This window comes from Rhizobium ruizarguesonis (assembly GCF_017357285.1).
Classification (GTDB): Bacteria; Pseudomonadota; Alphaproteobacteria; order Rhizobiales; family Rhizobiaceae; genus Rhizobium; species Rhizobium ruizarguesonis.
The window spans coordinates 564,209-582,470 of record NZ_CP071681.1; the positions used below are offsets into that span (position 1 = coordinate 564,209).

Annotated in this window: 17 protein-coding genes; 14 read left to right on the forward strand and 3 right to left on the reverse strand. The window is 61.2% G+C overall.

Annotated features, from left to right (window positions below; genetic code table 11):
* Nucleotides 1-196: 196 nt before the first annotated feature.
* Nucleotides 197-721 carry an RNA polymerase sigma factor gene (locus J3P73_RS33700; protein ID WP_018070705.1) on the forward strand — a complete coding sequence of 175 codons (525 nt, stop codon included), beginning with the start codon at nt 197-199 and terminating at the stop codon, nt 719-721.
* Nucleotides 718-2,865, forward strand: coding sequence for a vWA domain-containing protein (locus tag J3P73_RS33705; protein ID WP_130774271.1), 2,148 nt, complete (start codon nt 718-720; stop codon nt 2,863-2,865). Before J3P73_RS33700 ends, J3P73_RS33705 begins: the two co-directional genes overlap by 4 nt.
* Nucleotides 2,866-2,928: 63 nt before the next feature.
* Here J3P73_RS33705 and J3P73_RS33710 read toward each other — a convergent pair whose 3' ends face one another.
* Entirely contained in the window at nt 2,929-3,855 is a 927-nt protein-coding gene (locus J3P73_RS33710) for an SMP-30/gluconolactonase/LRE family protein (RefSeq protein WP_207580102.1), read from the reverse strand.
* 226 nt (nt 3,856-4,081) lie between these two features.
* Here J3P73_RS33710 and J3P73_RS33715 point away from each other — a divergent pair, with 226 nt between their 5' ends.
* Nucleotides 4,082-5,158: a LacI family DNA-binding transcriptional regulator gene (locus J3P73_RS33715; RefSeq protein ID WP_207580103.1), complete on the forward strand. Its 1,077-nt coding sequence runs from the start codon at nt 4,082-4,084 to the stop codon at nt 5,156-5,158.
* A gap of 75 nt (nt 5,159-5,233) precedes the next feature.
* Here the strand turns inward: J3P73_RS33715 and J3P73_RS33720 are convergent, their stop codons facing one another.
* Both J3P73_RS33720 and J3P73_RS33725 read right to left on the reverse strand, forming a co-directional pair.
* Complete coding sequence (locus J3P73_RS33720; RefSeq protein WP_018070701.1) at nt 5,234-6,265, reverse strand: L-idonate 5-dehydrogenase; 1,032 nt, start codon at nt 6,263-6,265, stop codon at nt 5,234-5,236.
* Nucleotides 6,266-6,275: 10 nt separating this feature from the next.
* A complete protein-coding gene (locus tag J3P73_RS33725) occupies nt 6,276-7,217 on the reverse strand; it encodes a 2-hydroxyacid dehydrogenase (RefSeq protein ID WP_018070700.1) in 942 nt (313 codons plus the stop codon).
* A gap of 135 nt (nt 7,218-7,352) precedes the next feature.
* Between J3P73_RS33725 and J3P73_RS33730 the strand changes: the two genes are divergently transcribed.
* The 11 genes from J3P73_RS33730 (at nt 7,353) to J3P73_RS33780 (ending at nt 18,233) form a co-directional block, all read left to right on the forward strand.
* Entirely contained in the window at nt 7,353-8,117 is a 765-nt protein-coding gene (locus J3P73_RS33730; RefSeq protein ID WP_018496302.1) for an SDR family oxidoreductase, read from the forward strand.
* A 13-nt stretch (nt 8,118-8,130) separates the two neighbouring features.
* Nucleotides 8,131-8,688: a gluconokinase gene (locus J3P73_RS33735; protein WP_027688678.1), complete on the forward strand. Its 558-nt coding sequence runs from the start codon at nt 8,131-8,133 to the stop codon at nt 8,686-8,688.
* Nucleotides 8,678-9,571, forward strand: coding sequence for an NAD(P)-dependent oxidoreductase (locus J3P73_RS33740; RefSeq protein WP_207580104.1), 894 nt, complete (start codon nt 8,678-8,680; stop codon nt 9,569-9,571). Before J3P73_RS33735 ends, J3P73_RS33740 begins: the two co-directional genes overlap by 11 nt.
* A 107-nt stretch (nt 9,572-9,678) precedes the next feature.
* Nucleotides 9,679-11,175: a sugar ABC transporter ATP-binding protein gene (locus J3P73_RS33745; protein ID WP_207580105.1), complete on the forward strand. Its 1,497-nt coding sequence runs from the start codon at nt 9,679-9,681 to the stop codon at nt 11,173-11,175.
* A gap of 18 nt (nt 11,176-11,193) precedes the next feature.
* The gene (locus tag J3P73_RS33750; protein WP_064246159.1) at nt 11,194-12,234 is read left to right on the forward strand and encodes an ABC transporter permease; all 1,041 of its coding nucleotides are present in this window, start codon (nt 11,194-11,196) and stop codon (nt 12,232-12,234) included.
* Nucleotides 12,235-12,285: 51 nt separating this feature from the next.
* Nucleotides 12,286-13,383, forward strand: a complete 1,098-nt coding sequence (locus J3P73_RS33755; RefSeq protein WP_018486091.1) for an ABC transporter substrate-binding protein — start codon at nt 12,286-12,288, stop codon at nt 13,381-13,383.
* 95 nt (nt 13,384-13,478) lie between these two features.
* Nucleotides 13,479-13,817 carry a hypothetical protein gene (locus tag J3P73_RS33760; protein WP_027688674.1) on the forward strand — a complete coding sequence of 113 codons (339 nt, stop codon included), beginning with the start codon at nt 13,479-13,481 and terminating at the stop codon, nt 13,815-13,817.
* A 305-nt stretch (nt 13,818-14,122) separates the two neighbouring features.
* Entirely contained in the window at nt 14,123-15,148 is a 1,026-nt protein-coding gene (locus tag J3P73_RS33765; protein WP_168251539.1) for an ABC transporter substrate-binding protein, read from the forward strand.
* A 34-nt stretch (nt 15,149-15,182) separates the two neighbouring features.
* Nucleotides 15,183-16,097 (forward strand): ABC transporter permease, encoded by a 915-nt coding sequence (locus J3P73_RS33770; protein WP_027688672.1) that lies wholly within the window; start codon nt 15,183-15,185, stop codon nt 16,095-16,097.
* The gene (locus J3P73_RS33775; RefSeq protein WP_207580106.1) at nt 16,073-16,822 is read left to right on the forward strand and encodes an ABC transporter ATP-binding protein; all 750 of its coding nucleotides are present in this window, start codon (nt 16,073-16,075) and stop codon (nt 16,820-16,822) included. The genes J3P73_RS33770 and J3P73_RS33775 overlap by 25 nt, the downstream gene beginning before the upstream one ends.
* Nucleotides 16,823-16,859: 37 nt before the next feature.
* On the forward strand, nt 16,860-18,233 hold the full coding sequence (locus J3P73_RS33780; RefSeq protein WP_207580107.1) for an LLM class flavin-dependent oxidoreductase: 1,374 nt from the start codon (nt 16,860-16,862) through the stop codon (nt 18,231-18,233).
* Nucleotides 18,234-18,262: the final 29 nt, after the last annotated feature.

Below are 18,262 nucleotides of genomic sequence, written 5' to 3' on the forward strand. Positions count from 1 at the left end.
TAGATCACGTCCTCGGCCGACTCTGTCCTCATCATGCGCCTTTGTGACGGGGACGATCTGTCTGGCCGCGACCCATGAATGTCGCCCCACTCAAAATTTCCGATAATTTTTTCGCCATCGACCAAAGGAACGCCATCCGAGAAACGTCTCAATCTCGAAATAGCATCTTGCTTGGTAGCATGGGGTAGGTGCGGAATTGGACGCGGAGCTCATCGAACGAGCGCAGGGCGGTGACCGGGAGGCCTTTGGGCAACTGGTCTCGCGCCATTATGATTTCGTCCATGCGACGGCATGGCGCTGGTCGGGCAGTTCCACCGATGCCGACGACATCGCCCAGGAGGTCTGCGTCAAGCTCGGCGCGGCCATCCGCAGCTTTCGCGGCGCCAGCCGCTTCAGGACATGGCTCTATACGCTAACGCTCAACGCCGCCCGCGACCATAGACGCAAGCTTGCGCGAGAGGAGCAGACATTTCGCGCCTACGCCGCCGAACCGCAGCCCGATGCGCCGGCCGGACATGACGACGAACTATCGAGCGAATTATGGGCCGCCGTGCGCGCCTTGCCGGAAAGGCAATGCGACGCCGTGCTGCTCGTTTACGGCGAAGGCCTCAGCCATTCGGCTGCTGCAGATGTCATGGGCTGCTCGGAGGCGACCGTGTCCTGGCAGGTCCATGAGGCGCGCAAAAGGCTGAAGACCGTGCTCGGCAAGGAAGAGGTATGACCGTGGACAAGGAACTCGAAAAGCTCTCCCGCCTGACACCGCCGGCAGCGACGCCGGAGGCGCGTGCGCGTGCGCTTGCTGCCGCGATGCAGGCCTTCGACACCGCAGAAAATAGTGCGCCGGCGGCCCAAGGAAATGCGAAAGGCTGGCGTCAAAGCTCCATCATCAACTGGATATGGAGCCCTGTCATGAACAAGAAATTCCTCGCCGGTTCAGCGCTTGCGACGCTGCTCGTCATTCCCGCCGCCGGTTATTTCACCTTCGAGCTGACCCGCAACCAATTGCCGATCGTCGACCAGACTGAGATTGCCGGTAACCTTTCGAAGAATAACGCGCCGAAACCGATCGACGAAGCGGCGCGCCAGTCTGCGAAACCCATTACGGTTGTGCCTCAGCTTCGGCCGGCAACCCCCGAAACGAGCGGACTTGCCGAACAACCCGCTGCTGACAGCGCGCAAGCTTTGCGGGACAAGGAGCAGCAAGCCGCCGCGAAATCGGCTGCGTCGCAGCTTCCTGATTTCAGCGCCGACGAGATATCCACTCTCCTGAATAAATCGGAAGGTTCTGCCGCTGCACTCGGAGGCGCCAAACGCTCTGTACCGGCCGCTCCCGGCGTTGCCCCCCAACAGCAATTGGCCGAACCGATGGCCGCCATCGCCCCCTCGCCTGCTCCGCCTGCGGAGGGGCGTGTCCAGATGCAGCTCGATCCCAATCGCGAGCGGTTTGCCAATGCAGCGGCCAATCCGATCAAGAGCGTCGCGACGGATCCGGTTTCCACCTTCTCGGCCGATGTCGACAGCGCGTCCTATGCCTTCGTCCGCCGGTCGTTGACAGGCGGGGCGATGCCCGATCCACTATCGGTCCGCGTCGAGGAGATGATCAATTATTTCCCCTATGACTGGCCGGGTCCCGATAATGCCGATCAACCTTTCAAGGCGACGGTGACTGTCATGCCGACCCCGTGGAACCACGACACGGAATTGATGCATGTGGCGATCAAGGGCTATGACATTGCGCCGGCGACCACGCCGCATGCCAATCTTGTCTTCCTGATCGACGTGTCGGGCTCGATGGACGAGCCGGACAAGCTGCCGCTGCTGAAGAGCGCCTTCCGGCTTCTGGTCAACAGGCTGAAACCCGACGATACCGTCTCGATCGTCACCTATGCCGGCAATGCCGGCACCGTTCTGGCGCCGACACGCGTGGCGGAGAAATCGAAGATCCTGTCGGCGATCGACAGGCTGGAGCCCGGCGGCTCGACCGGCGGCGCCGAAGGCATCGAGGCGGCCTACGATCTTGCCAAGCAGGGCTTCGTCAAGGACGGCGTCAACCGGGTGATGCTGGCGACGGACGGCGACTTCAATGTCGGCCCGTCGAGCGACGAGGACTTGAAGCGCATCATCGAGGAAAGACGCAAGGACGGCATCTTCCTCACCGTTCTCGGCTTCGGGCGGGGCAATCTCAACGATTCGCTGATGCAGACGCTGGCCCAGAACGGCAATGGCAGTGCTGCCTATATCGACACCTTGGCGGAAGCGCAAAAGACACTGGTCGAAGAGGCCGGATCGACGCTGTTTCCGATCGCCAGCGACGTCAAGTTCCAGGTCGAGTTCAACCCGGAACGGATCGCCGAATACCGGCTGATCGGTTACGAGACGCGGGCGTTGAAGCGCGAGGATTTCAACAATGATCGTGTCGACGCCGGCGATATCGGCTCCGGCCACAGCGTCACGGCGATTTACGAGATTACGCCCAAGGGAAGCCCGGCAGTGATGAATGACGACCTGCGCTACGGGGCTGCCGATAAGGCGCCGGCCGCGGCCGCTGACAGCGCCCATCGCGGTGAGCTTGCCTTCGTCAAGATGCGCTACAAAAAGCCGGGAGAGGACAAGAGCGCGCTCATCACCACGCCTGTCGACGACAACAACGCGGTCGCCACCCTCGACGTCGCGCCGCAGGATGTCCGTTTCTCGGTGGCCGTCGCAGCCTTCGGCCAGAAACTGAGCCACGTCGCGGCCGTCGACACCTATTCCTATCAGGCGATCGCCGATCTCGCCGCGGCATCGCGAGGCACGGACACCTTCGGTTACAGGTCGGATTTCCTCGGCCTCGTCCGGCTGGCGGACGGCCTCAGTCAACGATGAGGCAAGAGGCACAAAGCCGCGCTCAGCAGAGGCCGTCCCAAAAGGGCGGCCTCTGCTAAGTGATTATCCCAGTCTCGATCCGTTGGCGGTGAGATAAACAGCGTAGAGAGACGTGCTCGCAGTGATGAAGAGACGATTCAATTTTTCTCCGCCGAAAGCGACGTTGGAGACGCCCTCGGGAATATGGATCTTGCCGATCAAAGTGCCATCCGGATCATAGGCGTGCACACCGTCGCCGGCGCTCGTCCATATCCGGCCTTTCCGGTCGACGCGAAAACCATCGAAAAGGCCTGAGGTACATTCTGCGAAAACGCCGAGATCGGTCAACCTTCCCTCATTCGAGACCGCGAGCTTTCTGATGTGACGCGGACCGCCGGGCAGATGCGTTGCCCCGGTGTCGGCGACGTAGAGCAGCGTCTCATCCGGGGAGAAAGCCAGTCCATTCGGCTTGACGAAATCGGAGGTCACCTGATCGGTCGAGCCTGTTGCCGGATCATGCCGGTAGACGTGGCATCCGCCGATTTCCGCCTCGCCATAGTCGCCCTCGTAGTCGTGGAGGATGCCGTAGCTCGGGTCGGTGAACCAGATGGTCCCATCGGACTTGACGGTGACGTCGTTTGGAGAATTGAGCCGTTTGCCTGCAATTTGATCGGCCAGAACCGTGATCCTGCCGTTGAAGTCCGTGCGCGTGACACGGCGCGTCAGATGCTCGCATGTGATCAGCCGGCCCTGAACGTCGACCGTGTTGCCATTCGAATTGTTGCTGGGCGAGCGGAATACCGATGTATGCCCGCTGGTATCGTCGTAGCGCATCATGCGGTTGTTGGGGATATCCGAAAAAACCAGATAGCGCCCGGCGGCAAACCAGGCCGGTCCCTCCAGCCAGCGGCCGCCCGTCCAAAGCCGCTCGACGCGGGCGTGACCGACGAAGCAGCTTTCAAAACGCGGGTCGAGAACCTCAAACCCCGTACCGTCAATTTGCCCGAACATGATGCTCCTCCGTTTCCTTCAAATTGTTATCGATATCATCTTGTCGCGTTTTGAGGGCTTCGTACAGATGCCGATCGGCCGGCCTTTGCGAAAAAGCCCCAGGAATCCTGGTTCTTGGACTTTGGAATGGTGCATTCCTGCAATAATATCGATTGTACGATGATAGCGATAACTTTATCGTGTCTTAGACCACCCAACTCGGAAGCTTGTTTGAAAGCGGAGACCAGTGAAAAACGAGGATGAGCCGAAAGACAAGCGTCTCAAGCCGGGAGACGCGCAAAAGCTGACGATGGCGGAGGTCGCCAAATATGTCGGCGTCTCTGCCATGACCGTTTCACGTGCCTTTCGCCAGGATGCGAGCGTTTCCGAGGAAACCCGGAAGCGCATCATGGAAGCCGTCGACGCGCTCGGTTATGTGCTCGATCTGTCTGCCGGCAGTCTTTCGTCAAGGCGGAGCGGCTTCATCGCCGCCCTGGTGCCCTCGATCAACAATTCGAATTTTTCCGACACCGCACGCGGCATGACCGATGCGCTGCAGAATACCGGCCTTCAACTCCTTCTCGGCTATACCGACTATTCGGCGGAGAAAGAGGAAGAGCTGATCGAGGCGATGCTGCGCCGCCGCCCCGAAGGCATCATCCTGACCGGTGGTTCGCACACGGCGCGCGCGCGGCGGATGCTCGTAAAAGCCGGCATTCCCGTTGTCGAGAGCTGGGAACTTCCGGAAGATCCGATCAATCAGGTCGTCGGCTTTTCCAACAGTGAGGCGATGTCCCTGCTGGTGCGGACGCTTGCCGGTCAAGGGTATCGGAAGTTCGGCTATATCGGCGGAACGACGGCGCGCGATACGCGCGGCAGCCAGCGGCGAAGCGGTTTCCAGAAAACTGTCGAAGAACTGGGCCTCGGACCGGGACGGATGATTTCCTTCGGCGTCCCGCCCATCACGATGGAACAGGGCGGCCAGGCGATCGTCAGCCTGCTGGAGCGCTGGCCGGACACGGAAGTGGTTCTCTGCGTCTCCGACCTTTCCGCCTTCGGCGCCATCATGGAATGCACGCGCAGGGGAATGAAGGTTCCGCGGGACATCGCCATTGCCGGTTTCGGCGATTATGAGATCTCGTCCATCTGTCATCCGCGCATTACCACCATCAATGTGGATTGTTATGGCATCGGTCGCCAGGCCGCCGCCCGCCTGCTGGATACCCTCCATACCGGTGAGGCGACCGGCGATGAGATCACATTGACAGGCTATAAGGTTGTCTTGCGCGAAAGCACGGACCGGAACGGCGCGCCGACCGCTTGAGATTAAAGCGCCGCGCGTCTTTTCAGGTGCGCGGCGATGCAACACTTTGAATGGCTGCAGGGATCATACAGTCGGTCAGAAGGCGATCTGCACTTTCATGGACTTGCTGCGGTCGCCCGCCAACTCGAAGGCGGCAACGGCCTCTTCGATCCCGAAAACACCTGTCAACAGCGGCTTCAGATCGACGCGACGCGCGTTGATCAGTTCGACGGCGAGCGCAAATTCCTCGTGAAAACGGAATGTCCCGCGCATCTCGATTTCCTTCGAAACGATCATGTTCTGCGGGATAGAGACATCGCCGCCAAGGCCGAGCTGCACGAGAATGGCGCGGGGCTTAAGCGTCTCCAGGCCGGCGCGCACCGCCTTCTCATTGCCCGACGCTTCGAACATGACATCGAAATATCCCTTGTCAGCGCTGTAAGCCGCAAGGTCGGCAGCATGGGTGGCAACGTTGATCGTTCTATCGGCGCCGCTGGTGCGGGCGATTGCCAGAACGCTGTCGGTCACGTCGGTCGCGACGATCTCACGGGCGCCGAGGACGCGCGCCGCGACGATCGCCAACATCCCAATGGGGCCGCAACCGGTGACCAGCACTCGTTTGCCGAGCAGCGAGCCGGCGCGGCTTGCCGCATGCAGCGTCACGGCAAAGGGTTCGGCAAAGGCGGCCTCGTTAATGGAAATGCCGTCTGCGACCTTGTGGCATTGCCAGCGCTCCGCCACCAGCCGCTGGCGAAAGCCACCCTGAATATGCGGCATCGGCATGGCGCTGCCGTAAAACCGCATGTTGAGGCAGTGGTTTTGCTGTCCTTTCAGGCAATATTGGCAATGGTTGCACGGCCGGCTCGGGGAAACCGCAACACGGTCTCCGACGGCAAGGTCGGTGACGCCGGAGCCCAGCGCCTTGACCGTTCCGGCGATCTCATGGCCGAGGATCATCGGTTCGCGCAGGCGAACGGTGCCAAACCCACCGTGGTTGTAATAGTGCAGGTCGGAACCGCAGATGCCGCCGGCTTCGATGGCAATCTCCACCTGCCCGGCGCCAGCAACCTCCGGCTCGCGCTCTTCGATCCTCAGATCCTTGGCGGCATGAATGACGATGGCTTTCATATCGGGACCCTCACACGACGGGAGTTGGAAGCGGGCTACCTGCAAAATGCGCAGCGAGATTGTCTCTGACCAATTGGCCCATGGCCTTGCGGGTCTCGACAGTGCCAGAGCCGTGATGGGGCTGCAACACGACGTTTTGCAACGTCAGGAAACGGGCATCGATCTTGGGTTCGTTCAGGAAGACATCAAGGCCCGCAGCCTGGATGGTGCGGTCTCGAAGGGCTGCGATCAGCGCTTCTTCGTCGACGGTCGTCCCGCGGGAGACGTTGACCAGGATGCCGTTAGGGCCGAGCGCTTTAAGCACCTCAGCATTGATGATCTTCATGGTCGCCTCCCCGCCGGGGACGATGACGATCAGAAAGTCGGCCCAATCGGCAAGCGCGATCAGGTCGGGCTCGTAGGTATAGGCAACATCCGTGTGGTCATGGCGAGCGAAATAGGAGATGTCGCAGCCGAATGCAGCAGCCCTTCTGGCGATTGCCTTGCCGATCCGGCCCATGCCGGCGATCCCCACCTTCTTGCCCGAGACGCGCGTCACCAGCGGCATGGCGACACTGCCCCACTGGCCGGAGCGAACGAGGACATCGGCCTGAGGGACCTGCCTTGCCGTGGCAAGCAGCAGTCCGATGGCGATATCGGCGACATCTTCGGTCAGCACATCGGGGGTATTCGTGACGCGAATGCCGTTGGCGCGGGCATAGGACAAGTCGATTGCGTCGGTGCCGACGCCGTAACAGGAGACGATCTCCAGTTTCGGCAATTGCGCCATCAGTTCTGCGGACGCTCCCAGTTCGCCGCGGGTCGCTATGGCGCGGATATCCTTGCCGACCCTGGAGATCAGCTCCTGCCGGTCTGTCGCTTCCCAGAGGCGATGAATGCGGTAGTTCGCCTCCAGATCCACCATGTCCCATTCCGGATAGGCTCCGGCCATCAAGATTTCTACCTCAGGCATTCCGTTTCCATCCCGCATTTTGACAGTTGATTATGTTATCGATAACATATAATTCGGAAGAGGGATGTCAAGTGAGTTTCACCGTCAGCGGCAGTTGAAGCCGTCGCCTGCGGCGAGACCGGAGGAGTGATTTGCATGAAGAACTTGTTTGATCTTACCGGACGGCGCGCCCTGATCACCGGCTCGAGCCAGGGGATCGGCTACGCCCTGGCCGAAGGCCTGGCGCAGCATGGCGCCGAGGTGATCATCAATGGCCGCACGCCCGAAAGCGTCAAACGTGCGGTCGAGAGCCTCAAGGATCAAGGCCTGTCTGCCCATGCGGCGATCTTCGACGTGACCAGCAAGGACGCTGCCAAAGAAGGTATAGACGCGATCGAAACCGATATCGGGCCGCTCGACATCCTGATCAACAATGCCGGCATGCAGTTTCGCACGCCGCTGGAAGATTTTCCGGCGGACAAATGGGAGCTGCTGCTGACCACCAATATTTCGAGCGTGTTCTACGTCGGCCAGGCAGCGGCCAAACCCATGATCGCCCGCGGACAGGGCAAGATCATCAACATCGCCTCCGTTCAAAGCGAACTGGCGCGCCCCGGCATTGCCCCCTACACGGCGACCAAGGGCGCGGTGCGCAATCTGACCCGCGGCATGTGCGCCGACTGGGCCAAGTACGGTCTGCAGATCAACGCGATTGCGCCTGGCTATTTCAAGACGCCGCTCAACCAGGCGCTCGTCGACAACCCCGAGTTCTCGTCCTGGCTCGAGAAGAGGACGCCGGCCGGACGCTGGGGCAATGTCGAGGAGCTGGTGGGTGCCGCCGTTTTCCTGTCGGGCCGCGGCTCGTCCTTCATCAACGGGCATACGCTTTATGTCGACGGCGGCATCACGACCTGCCTCTGATAGAGACGAGACCATGGGCTTCGAGCAAAAGGCATCGCCTCTGGCCATTGTCGTCATGGGCGTCAGCGGCTGCGGCAAATCCTCGGTTGGAGAGCATCTCGCCGCTCGAAACGGCATGCTGTTTCTGGAGGGCGACCAACTCCACCCCGCTGGAAATGTCGAGAAGATGGCGCAGGGCATACCGCTTGCTGACGACGACCGCCTGCCCTGGCTCGACCGGATCGGCGAAGAAATAAGGACCGCGCAAGAAACGTCGCAAGGATTGGTGGTTTCCTGTTCGGCGCTGAAGAGAAGCTATCGCGACAGGCTAAGACAGGCCGCGGGCGGGCGCCTGGCCTTTGTTTTCCTCGAAGGATCCCGCGACCTGCTGCTGTCGCGGATGCAGGCTCGCCAGGGCCATTTCATGCCGGCGTCGCTGCTCGACAGCCAGCTGCAGACGCTGGAGCCGCCGACCGGTGAAGCTGGTGTGGTGACGGTGGCGATCGATAATGCGTTGGATGATATTGTGGCGCTGGCTTGTCAGGGACTGAGCGGCATGGCCGTCAAGGGAGGAGATTATCATGCAGGATGACTACAGAGCAGATGTCGCCGTCATCGGTGCCGGCATCATGGGAACGGCGATCGTCACCCGATTGATCGAAACCGGGCATAAGGTATCGGTCTTCGACCTGGATACCGAAAAAGTCGCGGCTTTGGTGGCCAAGGGCGCACGCGCGGCCGGCTCCGTGGAGGAAGCGGTCTCACGGTCGGCGTTTTGTGTGCTGAGCCTCAATCACGCCAGCATCGTCCGCGCCGTCGTCTTCGGCGAAAAGGGTGTCGCGCCGGCGGCAAATGCCGACAAGGTGCTGATCGACATGTCGTCGATCGACCCGGCCGACACGGCTGACATGGCGATGCGGCTGCGTAGGGAAACCGGCATGGCATGGGTGGATTGCCCGCTCTCCGGCGGCGTGCCGGGTGCGCTGAGCGGACGCCTGACGATTATGGCCGGCGGCAGTGCTGAGGATTTCGAACGGGCGCGCGTGGTGATGCGGCATCTCGCCGCCAATTACACGCTGATGGGTGCATCCGGCGCCGGGCAGACGACGAAGCTGATCAATCAGCTGTTTTGCGCCGTGCTGTTTCAGGCCGTCGCCGAAGCGGTCAAGCTCGCCGAAGCCGGCGGCGTCGATCCGGCCGCCATTCCGGCAGCCCTCGCCGGCGGCAGGGCCGATAATCGGATAATGCAGGAATTCATGGCAAAATTCGCTGCCCGGGATTTCTCTCCGACAGGCAGAATCGACAACATGTTGAAGGACCTGGATTCACTTCAGGCCTTCGCGCTGAAGACCAAGACGCCATTGCCGATGACCGGCTCGGTGGTCGAAATTCATCGCCTGCTCTGCGCTGCCGGCCTCGGGCCGAAGGACTCCGCCGAGATGATGCGTCTTCTCGACGGATTTCAGGCCGGCTGACATCAATTTCCCGAGAAATTCGAGATCGTCATCTTTCCGCTTGACCATCCATAAATGTTATCGATAACATACGATCAATGACAACCGCAGCTTTGGGAGGAGCCACAGTGGAAGCCAAGAGACTGCTGGAGTTCCAGTCGATCACCAAGAGCTTCGGCGGCACGCAAGCGCTGCGGGACGTCTCGATCGACCTGCGCGAGGGCGAAATCCTCGCGCTGCTGGGGGAAAACGGCGCCGGCAAATCGACGCTCATCAAGACGCTTGCGGGTATCTACAAGCCCGATAGCGGCGACATCCTTTTTCGCGGCCAGAGCTACCATCATCGTCCCCCGAAGCCGAACGAACGGCAACAGGTTGCCTTCATCCACCAGGATCTCGGTTTGATCGAGTGGATGACGGTCGGCGAGAACATGGGCCTGTCACAGGGCTTCTCGATGCGTCGCGGCCTGATCGATTGGAACAGGACCCAGGCGCGCGCCAAGGAAGCCTTGAAACTGGTCGGCTGCGATTTTGACCCCACCACGCGGGTCTCGGCGCTGTCGCGCACCGAAAAGTCGCTTGTCGCCATTGCCCGTGCGCTTGCCGTCGAAGCCGACGTTCTGGTGCTCGACGAGCCGACGGCGAGCCTTCCCGCCGATGAAGTCGATCGGCTGTTCAATGCAATCCGCCCCTTAAAGGATCGCGGCGTCGGGATGATCTACGTCTCCCACAGGCTGGACGAAATTTTCCGGATTGCCGATCGGGTCGCCGTTCTGCGCGACGGATGCATGGTAGGACAGAAACCCGTCAGCGAGACCACCCCCGACGAGCTGGTGACGATGATTATCGGCCGCAGCGGCGACAGCCTCTTTTCCAAGACGGCGATCACGCCCGGCAAGGCGATCGTCAAGGTTCGCGATCTCGTTTGCGCCGGCACAGGCGCGATATCGTTCGATATCCGCGAGGGCGAGCTTCTGGGCCTGGCTGGATTGCGTGGCGCCGGTCAGGAACGGATCGGCCGCGCGCTGTTCGGTTGCGAGCCCTTCCACGGCTCGGTTCTGCTGCATGACGAGGCCCCCGACCTCTCCAGCCCGCGGCGCGCCATGGCGTCGGGCATCGGCTTGATCGCCCGTGACCGGACGGAGGAGTCCGTGGCGCTCTCACTCTCCATTCGGGAAAATACCTACCTCAATCCGGGCGCCGTCGGACGTGGGCTCTTGTCCTTCCTGTCGCCGCGCGGCGAAGCCGATCTTGCTCATAAGATCGGTCATTCCGTCGGCCTGCGGCCGAACGACCCGGATCTGCCGGTGGAGGCCTTGTCGGGCGGCAATCAGCAGAAAGTCGTCGTCGGCCGCTGGCTGGCGACCGGCCGCAAGCTGCTGGTCGCAGAAGATCCGACCGCCGGCGTCGATATCGGAGCGCGTGCGGAGATCTACCGTCTGATCACCCAGGCGCTCGAGGCCGGCCTCGCGGTTGTCGTGGTGTCGACCGACTTCGAGGAAATCGCCCATATCTGCCACCGCGCGCTGGTTTTCTCGCGCGGCATAATCGTCAGCGAACTGACTGGAAGCGCTCTGACAACGGAGGCGGTCATCACGGCCGCATCCGCATCGGAAGCCGCTTGAGCCACCGGGAGAACAGCCATGCAATCCATTGAATCCACGGCGCTGGAGCCGACCAAGAGCGAAATGGCCGGTCTGTCCACAGGACAGAAGATCGGACGCCTGATCCCGGTCTACGGGCTGGTGATCCTGACCGTCGGCCTGATCGTGATCTTCTCGATCCTTCTGCCCGATACCTTCCCGACCCTGTTGAACGTCCGCTCGATCGTGTCCGACAAGGCAATCATTGCGCTTCTGTCGTTGGCTGCGATGATCCCGATGGCATCGGGTCGCATCGATCTGACCGTCGGCTATGGCATCGTGCTCTGGCACATTCTTGCCATCAGCCTGCAGACCGCCTACGGCCTGCCCTGGCCGGTCGCGGTCGTCATCGTTCTGGCGCTCGGCGTTCTTACCGGCTGCATTAACGGTCTGCTGGTCGAGGTTGCGAAGATCGACAGCTTCATCGCGACGCTCGGCACCGGAACGGTTCTATACGCGCTTGCGCTTTGGCACACCGGCGGGCGGCAGGTGGTCGGCGTCCTGCCGGAGGGATTCTATGCGCTGAACGGCACCATGCTGTTCGGCCTGCCGATCACCGGCTTCTACGTGCTCCTGATCGCGGTCTGCATGTGGATCGTGCTCGAATACCTGCCGATCGGCCGTTACCTCTACGCCATCGGCGCCAATCCGAAGGCGGCCGCACTCAATGGCATTCCCGTCCGCAAATTCGTGATCGGCGCATTCGTCACCTCGGGGCTGCTTGCGGCTCTGACCGGGGTCCTTCTCGCCTCGAAGCTGCGTATCGGCCAGGCGAGCGTCGGCCTCGAATATCTCCTGCCGGCGCTTGTCGGCGCGTTCCTCGGATCGACGACGATCAAGCCCGGCCGAGTGAACGTCTGGGGCACCTTGATCGGCGTCATCATCCTGGCGGTCGGAATATCAGGAATTCAGCAATTCGGCGGGTCGTTCTTCGTCGAACCGCTGTTCAACGGCGTGACCCTGCTGATTGCCATCGGCATAGCGGGTTACGCCCAGCGCAAGCGCGGAGCTGTGAGGAGGATCACACCCGCATCCAAATGAGGATGCCGGCTCATCCCGGCATTTCAGAACAAACAAAATGGAGGAGTGAACATGAAGCGCAGAACATTATTGCAGGCAACGGTCGCAACCGTCGCCGTTATGCTGAGCATGCCGGCATTGGCCGATTCAATGGCTGACGCCAAGGCCGTGGTCGAAAAGTATGCTTCCAAGGTGAGCGCCTGGGATGGCCCGACGAGCGGCCCTAAGGGCGCTGCCGGAAAGAACATCGTCATTCTCGCCGCCGATATGAAAAACGGCGGCATCCTCGGCGTGGTCAATGGCGTTCAGGAGGCTGCAGGCGCGCTCGGCTGGACGGTGAAGGCGCTTGACGGCGCCGGTTCGATCGGCGGGCGCACCGCGGCTTTCGGCCAGGCTATGGCGCTGAAGCCGGATGGCATCATCATCAACGGCTTTGACGCGGTCGAACAGAAGCCGGCGATGGAAGCGGCCAAGGCTGCCGGCATTCCGATGGTTTCCTGGCACGCCGCCTCGGCCGTTGGTCCGGTTCCAGAAGTCGGTGTCTTCGCAAACGTGACCACCGATGCGATGGAAGTGTCGAAGTCCGCGGCGGATTGGGCCTTTGCCGATGCAGGCGGCAAGCCGGGTGTCATCATCTTTACCGACTCCACCTATGCGATCGCGATTGCCAAGGCCGATCGCATGAAGAAGGAGATCGAGGATCTCGGCGGCACGGTGCTCGAATATGTCGACACGCCGATCGCCGAAACCTCTCAGCGCATGCCGCAGCTCACCACATCGCTTCTGCAGAAGTATGGCGCGAAGTGGACGCATTCGCTGGCGATCAACGACCTTTATTACGACTTCATGGGACCTTCGCTCGCCTCGGCCGGCATTGCAGGTGATGGAAAACCGGTGAACGTCGCAGCCGGCGACGGTTCGGAGAGCGCCTATCAGCGTATCCGCGCCAAGCAGTTCCAGGCCGTCACGGTGGCCGAGCCGCTCAACCTCCAGGGCTGGCAGCTCGTCGACGAATTGAACCGCGCCTTTGCGAAAGCTCCATGGTCCGGCTACGTGTCGCCGCTGCATGTGGTGACCAGCCAGAACGTCGAGTTTGACGGTGGACCGAAGAACAGCTTTGATCCCGACAACGGCTATCGCGATCAATACAAGAAAATCTGGGGCAAATAACCCTTCCAGTCAGGGCGTATCGACAGATACGCCCTGATATTCCGACAACACACCACCATCGATCCAGCTCCGGCGAGTTTTGGAAAAGAGAACCTATGATCATTCGTTATGCTTTGTTTGAAGGCGAAATCCATTCCGGTCGGGAAGAAGAATTCCGCGAATTCGTGCGGCAGCGGCTCGTTCCTCTCTGGACGAAATTTCCGGGCGCCGAGGAAATCCGGGTGCTGGACGGGATGGAGCGCGACGAAGGCGCCCCGATCTATGCCATGGCGCTCGCCATTCGTTATCCCGATATGGATGCGGTGAAGGCAGCACTTCTCTCCGACGTGCGGTCGCAGAGCCGCGAGGTCACCGGCGAACTCCTGCAGCTCTTTACGGGCAAGGTGCATCACCACGTATTCTCGGCCAACGAATACGCACCGCATAAGGCCTGACATCAGGCGAGCCGGACGTTCAGACGGTTCGGGCGCCTGAAAGGGCGTCAGTTGAGCTAAGACGCTTAAGCGCCCGCGGACGAACGTCCCAGGCGCTTTTTTCATGCCTGCCAAACGCGACCATTCTGCGAAGGCGCCGGATGCGACCGTTCCGGTTGCCCGACTTTTGAGGACAATTTTTCTTCAGCGCCACTTTCATTAAACTAAATAGTCTATCGATTTAATAGATTATATTCCATCTTACCGTGCATCGCTCCTGCAATCAGCAATCCGAAACGGGAAGATCGACGATGACGTTGGCAAAGATGAAATTGGCAAAGACATTCAAAATTGCGTTGTTCAGTCTGCTTGGTCTCGGTGCCATTCATGGTCCGGCGGTAGCCCAGACAGACGCCCCCCTGCTTTCCAAAGTGCCGCCAGGCACGGTGCTGACGATCGGCGATCCGGTCACCCAGAAAGCTCTAGAAGTGTCCGGCCTCGGCAAGGAGCTCAGTTTTGAGGTCAAATGGGCCAATATCAGCGGCGGGCCGCAGACGTCGGAAGCTTTCCGCGCCCATGCGCTCGATGTCGGATCGGTGGCCGAGATCCCCTCCATCTTCGCCAACTGGAACAATCTGCCCGTCCGCAACATCGCCTATCGCGAACGTCGTGACCCGATCGCCAATCCCATCTACCGCTTCGGCATCGCACCGGGCGCGCGCGTCAAGACGCTGGCGGATTTCCGCGGCAAACGCATCGCCTTCAGCCCGGGACAGGCCCAGGGCACACTCGTTCTGCGTGCCCTCCATGCCGCAGGCTTGAAGAGCAGCGACGTCACTCTGGTGGAACTGCCAAGCACCAGTGACGTCTATCCGAAGGCATTGGCGAGCAAGCAGGTCGACATCGCGCCGCTCGGCGGCGTCTACATCAGGCGCTACATCACCCAATACGGATCCGATGGCGCGACCCTCGTGGAGCATGGCTTGCGCGACGATCCGAGCCATCTTTATGCGCCGCAATGGGTTCTGGATGATCCCGCCAAGGCGGCAGCTCTCGCCGAATATGTCGGGCTGTGGGCACGCGCCACCGAATGGGTGAACCGCAACCAGGACCTCTGGATCAAGGAATACTACGTTGGTCAGCAGGGGCTGAGCCAGGAGGACGGGGAATATCTCGTCAAGCTGACCGGCGAACAGATCGTTCCCGCCGATTGGAATGAAGTGAAGAAGCGCCACCAGGAAACCATCGACCTGCTGGCAGACGAGCTCGGCTACAAACCCTTCAATGTGGAGCAGATTTTCGACAATCGCTTCGAAAAGCTCGGCGCCGCGGCTTTGGCCAAGAGCCAGTAGCGTTCGAGACCCCTTCGGAGAGGAGATCTGAAACATGGCAACCACTTGGGATGCAGATGAGGCGAAACTATCCCTGACAACGAGCGGGAGAGTTCATGGAGGCTCACGCGCGACAAAGCTGGCCGGCCCGGCTAGCTCTGCTGGCCTGACTGGCTCCGCCGGCCCACGGGCCCGGCGCAGGCTAGGTCCCGGACCCGCGATCCCTTTCGGGTTGCAGATCGGGCCGGTATTGCTTGTCCTGACCTGGGTCGTCGGTTCGGCATTGGGATGGATCGACCCGCGCATCCTGTCGGCGCCGTGGACTGTCATCGAGGCTTTCGTAAGGCTCATAGAGCAGGGTCGCCTGCAGGACAATTTCGTGACGTCAGCGACACGCGCCCTGCTCGGGCTTGGCATCGGATTGCTGATCGGCACGATCCTGGCGGTGATCGCCGGTCTTTCCCGGATCGGCGAAGCTCTGATCGACGGGCCGGTCCAGATCAAGCGCGCGATACCGACGCTGGCCCTGATCCCCTTGCTGATCCTGTGGTTCGGCATCGGCGAGAGCATGAAGGTTACGACCATCGCGCTGGCCGTCATCGTGCCGATTTATATCCACACCCACAACGCGCTCCGCAGCATCGACAGCCGTTATGTCGAACTGGCCGAGACCCTACGGATGAGCCAGAAGGATTTCATCCTTCAGGTTGTACTGCCGGGTGCTTTGCCGGGTTTCCTTCTGGGCCTGCGGTTTGCCGTCACCCTCTGCTGGGTTTCTCTCGTCGTGGTCGAGCAGATCAACGCCACCAGCGGGCTGGGTTACATGATCGATCTTGCCCGAAATTACGGGCAGACCGACGTCATTCTCGTCGGCCTGGTGGTCTATGTGCTGCTGGGACTCGTCTCGGACGGTCTCGTCCGCCTGCTTGAACGGAGGGTTCTCTCATGGCGCCGCACTCTGGCAAACTGAAGCCCGCAACCAAGGCCGTCCACGTGCGAAACCTCGTGCGACGGTTTGCGACGAAGACGATCCTCGACGACGTTGACCTCGATATCGAGGAAGGCGAGTTCGTCGCCCTGCTCGGCCGCAGCGGCTCCGGCAAAAGCACGTTCCTCAGGGCTCTTGCCGGTCTCGATCATGGTGTCGAGGGAACCGGCACCCTCGAGACACCGGAGAGCCTTTCGGTGGTTTTTCAGGACGCCCGCCTGCTGCCCTGGCGCACCGTCATCCAGAACGTCACGCTCGGCTTGACCGGCGCTTCCGGCCAGGAAGCCGGACGGAAGGCTTTGGCGGAGGTAGGACTTGCAGGCCGTGAAACGGCGTGGCCGAACCAGCTTTCGGGTGGCGAGCAGCAGAGGGTCGCTCTTGCCCGTTCGCTGGTGCGCGAACCGGCCCTGCTTCTCGCCGATGAGCCGTTCGGCGCGCTCGACGCGCTGACCCGGCTGAAAATGCACGATCTGCTGCGGGAGTTGTGTGCAAGACACCGTCCCGCCGTGCTGCTCGTCACCCACGACGTCGACGAGGCGATTTCGTTGGCCGACCGCATACTGGTTCTCGACGAAGGGCGCCTCATCGAGGATCTCAAGATCGATCTGCCGACGCCGCGCGATCACGGCGATCCGCGTTTTACGCAATTCCGAATCCATCTTCTCAGCCGGCTCGGGGTCGAGCTTCCGGGCCGCAAGGCCGCCTGACATCAGCAACAGTTCAGTTTGATCTGGAGATAAGCCAATGAGCACATCGAAACGGCAAATGCGGCTTGGCGCGTTCATCATGGCGACGGGCCACCATATCGCCGCCTGGCGCCATCCGGAGGCGCAGGCCGATGCCGGCCTCAATATCGATCACTACCGCGAGCTCGCCCAGACCGCCGAACGCGGCAAATTCGATCTCGTCTTCGTCGCCGACAGTCCGGCGGGATGGGACCGCGCCAAGGACCCGGAAGCGCTTCGCCGCACCGCCCAGGGTGCTCATTTCGAGCCCCTGACCCTTTGGGCGGCCCTCTCGCAGGTGACCAAACATATCGGCTTCGTCGCCACCGCATCGACGACTTACGAGGACCCTTACCTTCTCGCCCGCAGGTTCGCGTCGCTGGACTATATCTCCAAGGGCCGCGCAGCATGGAACGTCGTCACGACAGGTGCGGATGTTTCGAAGAATTTCTCAATCGCAGGCCATCCCGCCCATGCTGATCGTTATGAGCGGGCCGAGGAATTCGTCGACCTGGTGAAGGGCTTATGGGATTCTTACGAAGACGATGCCTTCATTCGCGACAAGGAAAGCGGGGTCTATCTCGATCCCGACAAGGTGCATCTCGTCGATCACAAGGGCAAGTTCTTCTCAGTGGCCGGTCCGCTCAACGTCGGCCGTCCGGTTCAGGGCTATCCTGTCATCGTCCAGGCCGGCGCATCCGAACCCGGGCGCGAACTTGCCGCCCGCACGGCCGAAATGATCTTTACCGCCAACCAGACCTTCGAGGATGCGCAGGAATTCTATTCCGACGTCAAAGGGCGGCTCGCCCGCTACGGACGCCGGCCGGACGAACTGCTGATCAGTCCCGGCATATTCCCGGTTCTCGGCGGGACTGAAGCGGAAGCCCAGGCGAACTACGAGCATATCCAATCGCTGGTTCATCCCTCCATCGCCTGGAATATCCTTGCCCGCCACTACAAGGGTGTCGATCTTTCCGGCTACTCGCTGGATGATCCCGCCCCTCCCCTGCCTGATAATACCGAACTCAACAAAAGCCGCCTCAAGCTGGTTTCCGACCTGGTATCGCGCAACAATCTGACGCTGCGCCAGTTCTATCTGGCGGTCGCCACTGCTCGCGGCCATCGGACGGTTGTGGGAACACCCGAGCAGATCGCTGATGCGATGCAGAGCTGGTTCGAGAACGGTGCTGCCGACGCGTTCAACATCATGCCCCCGATCCTGCCCACCGCCTTGACCGATTTCGTCGATCAGGTCGTCCCGATCCTGCGCAAGCGCGGCCTGTTCCGGCACGAATACGAAGGCACGACGCTGCGGGAGAACCTGGGCCTTCAGCGCCCGCCGAATGGCTTTGTGGTTCAGGCGGAGCAGCAGCAGGTGCAGGCCGCCATATGATTTCCCAGGGGGCTTCCCCTGGTTTCCTT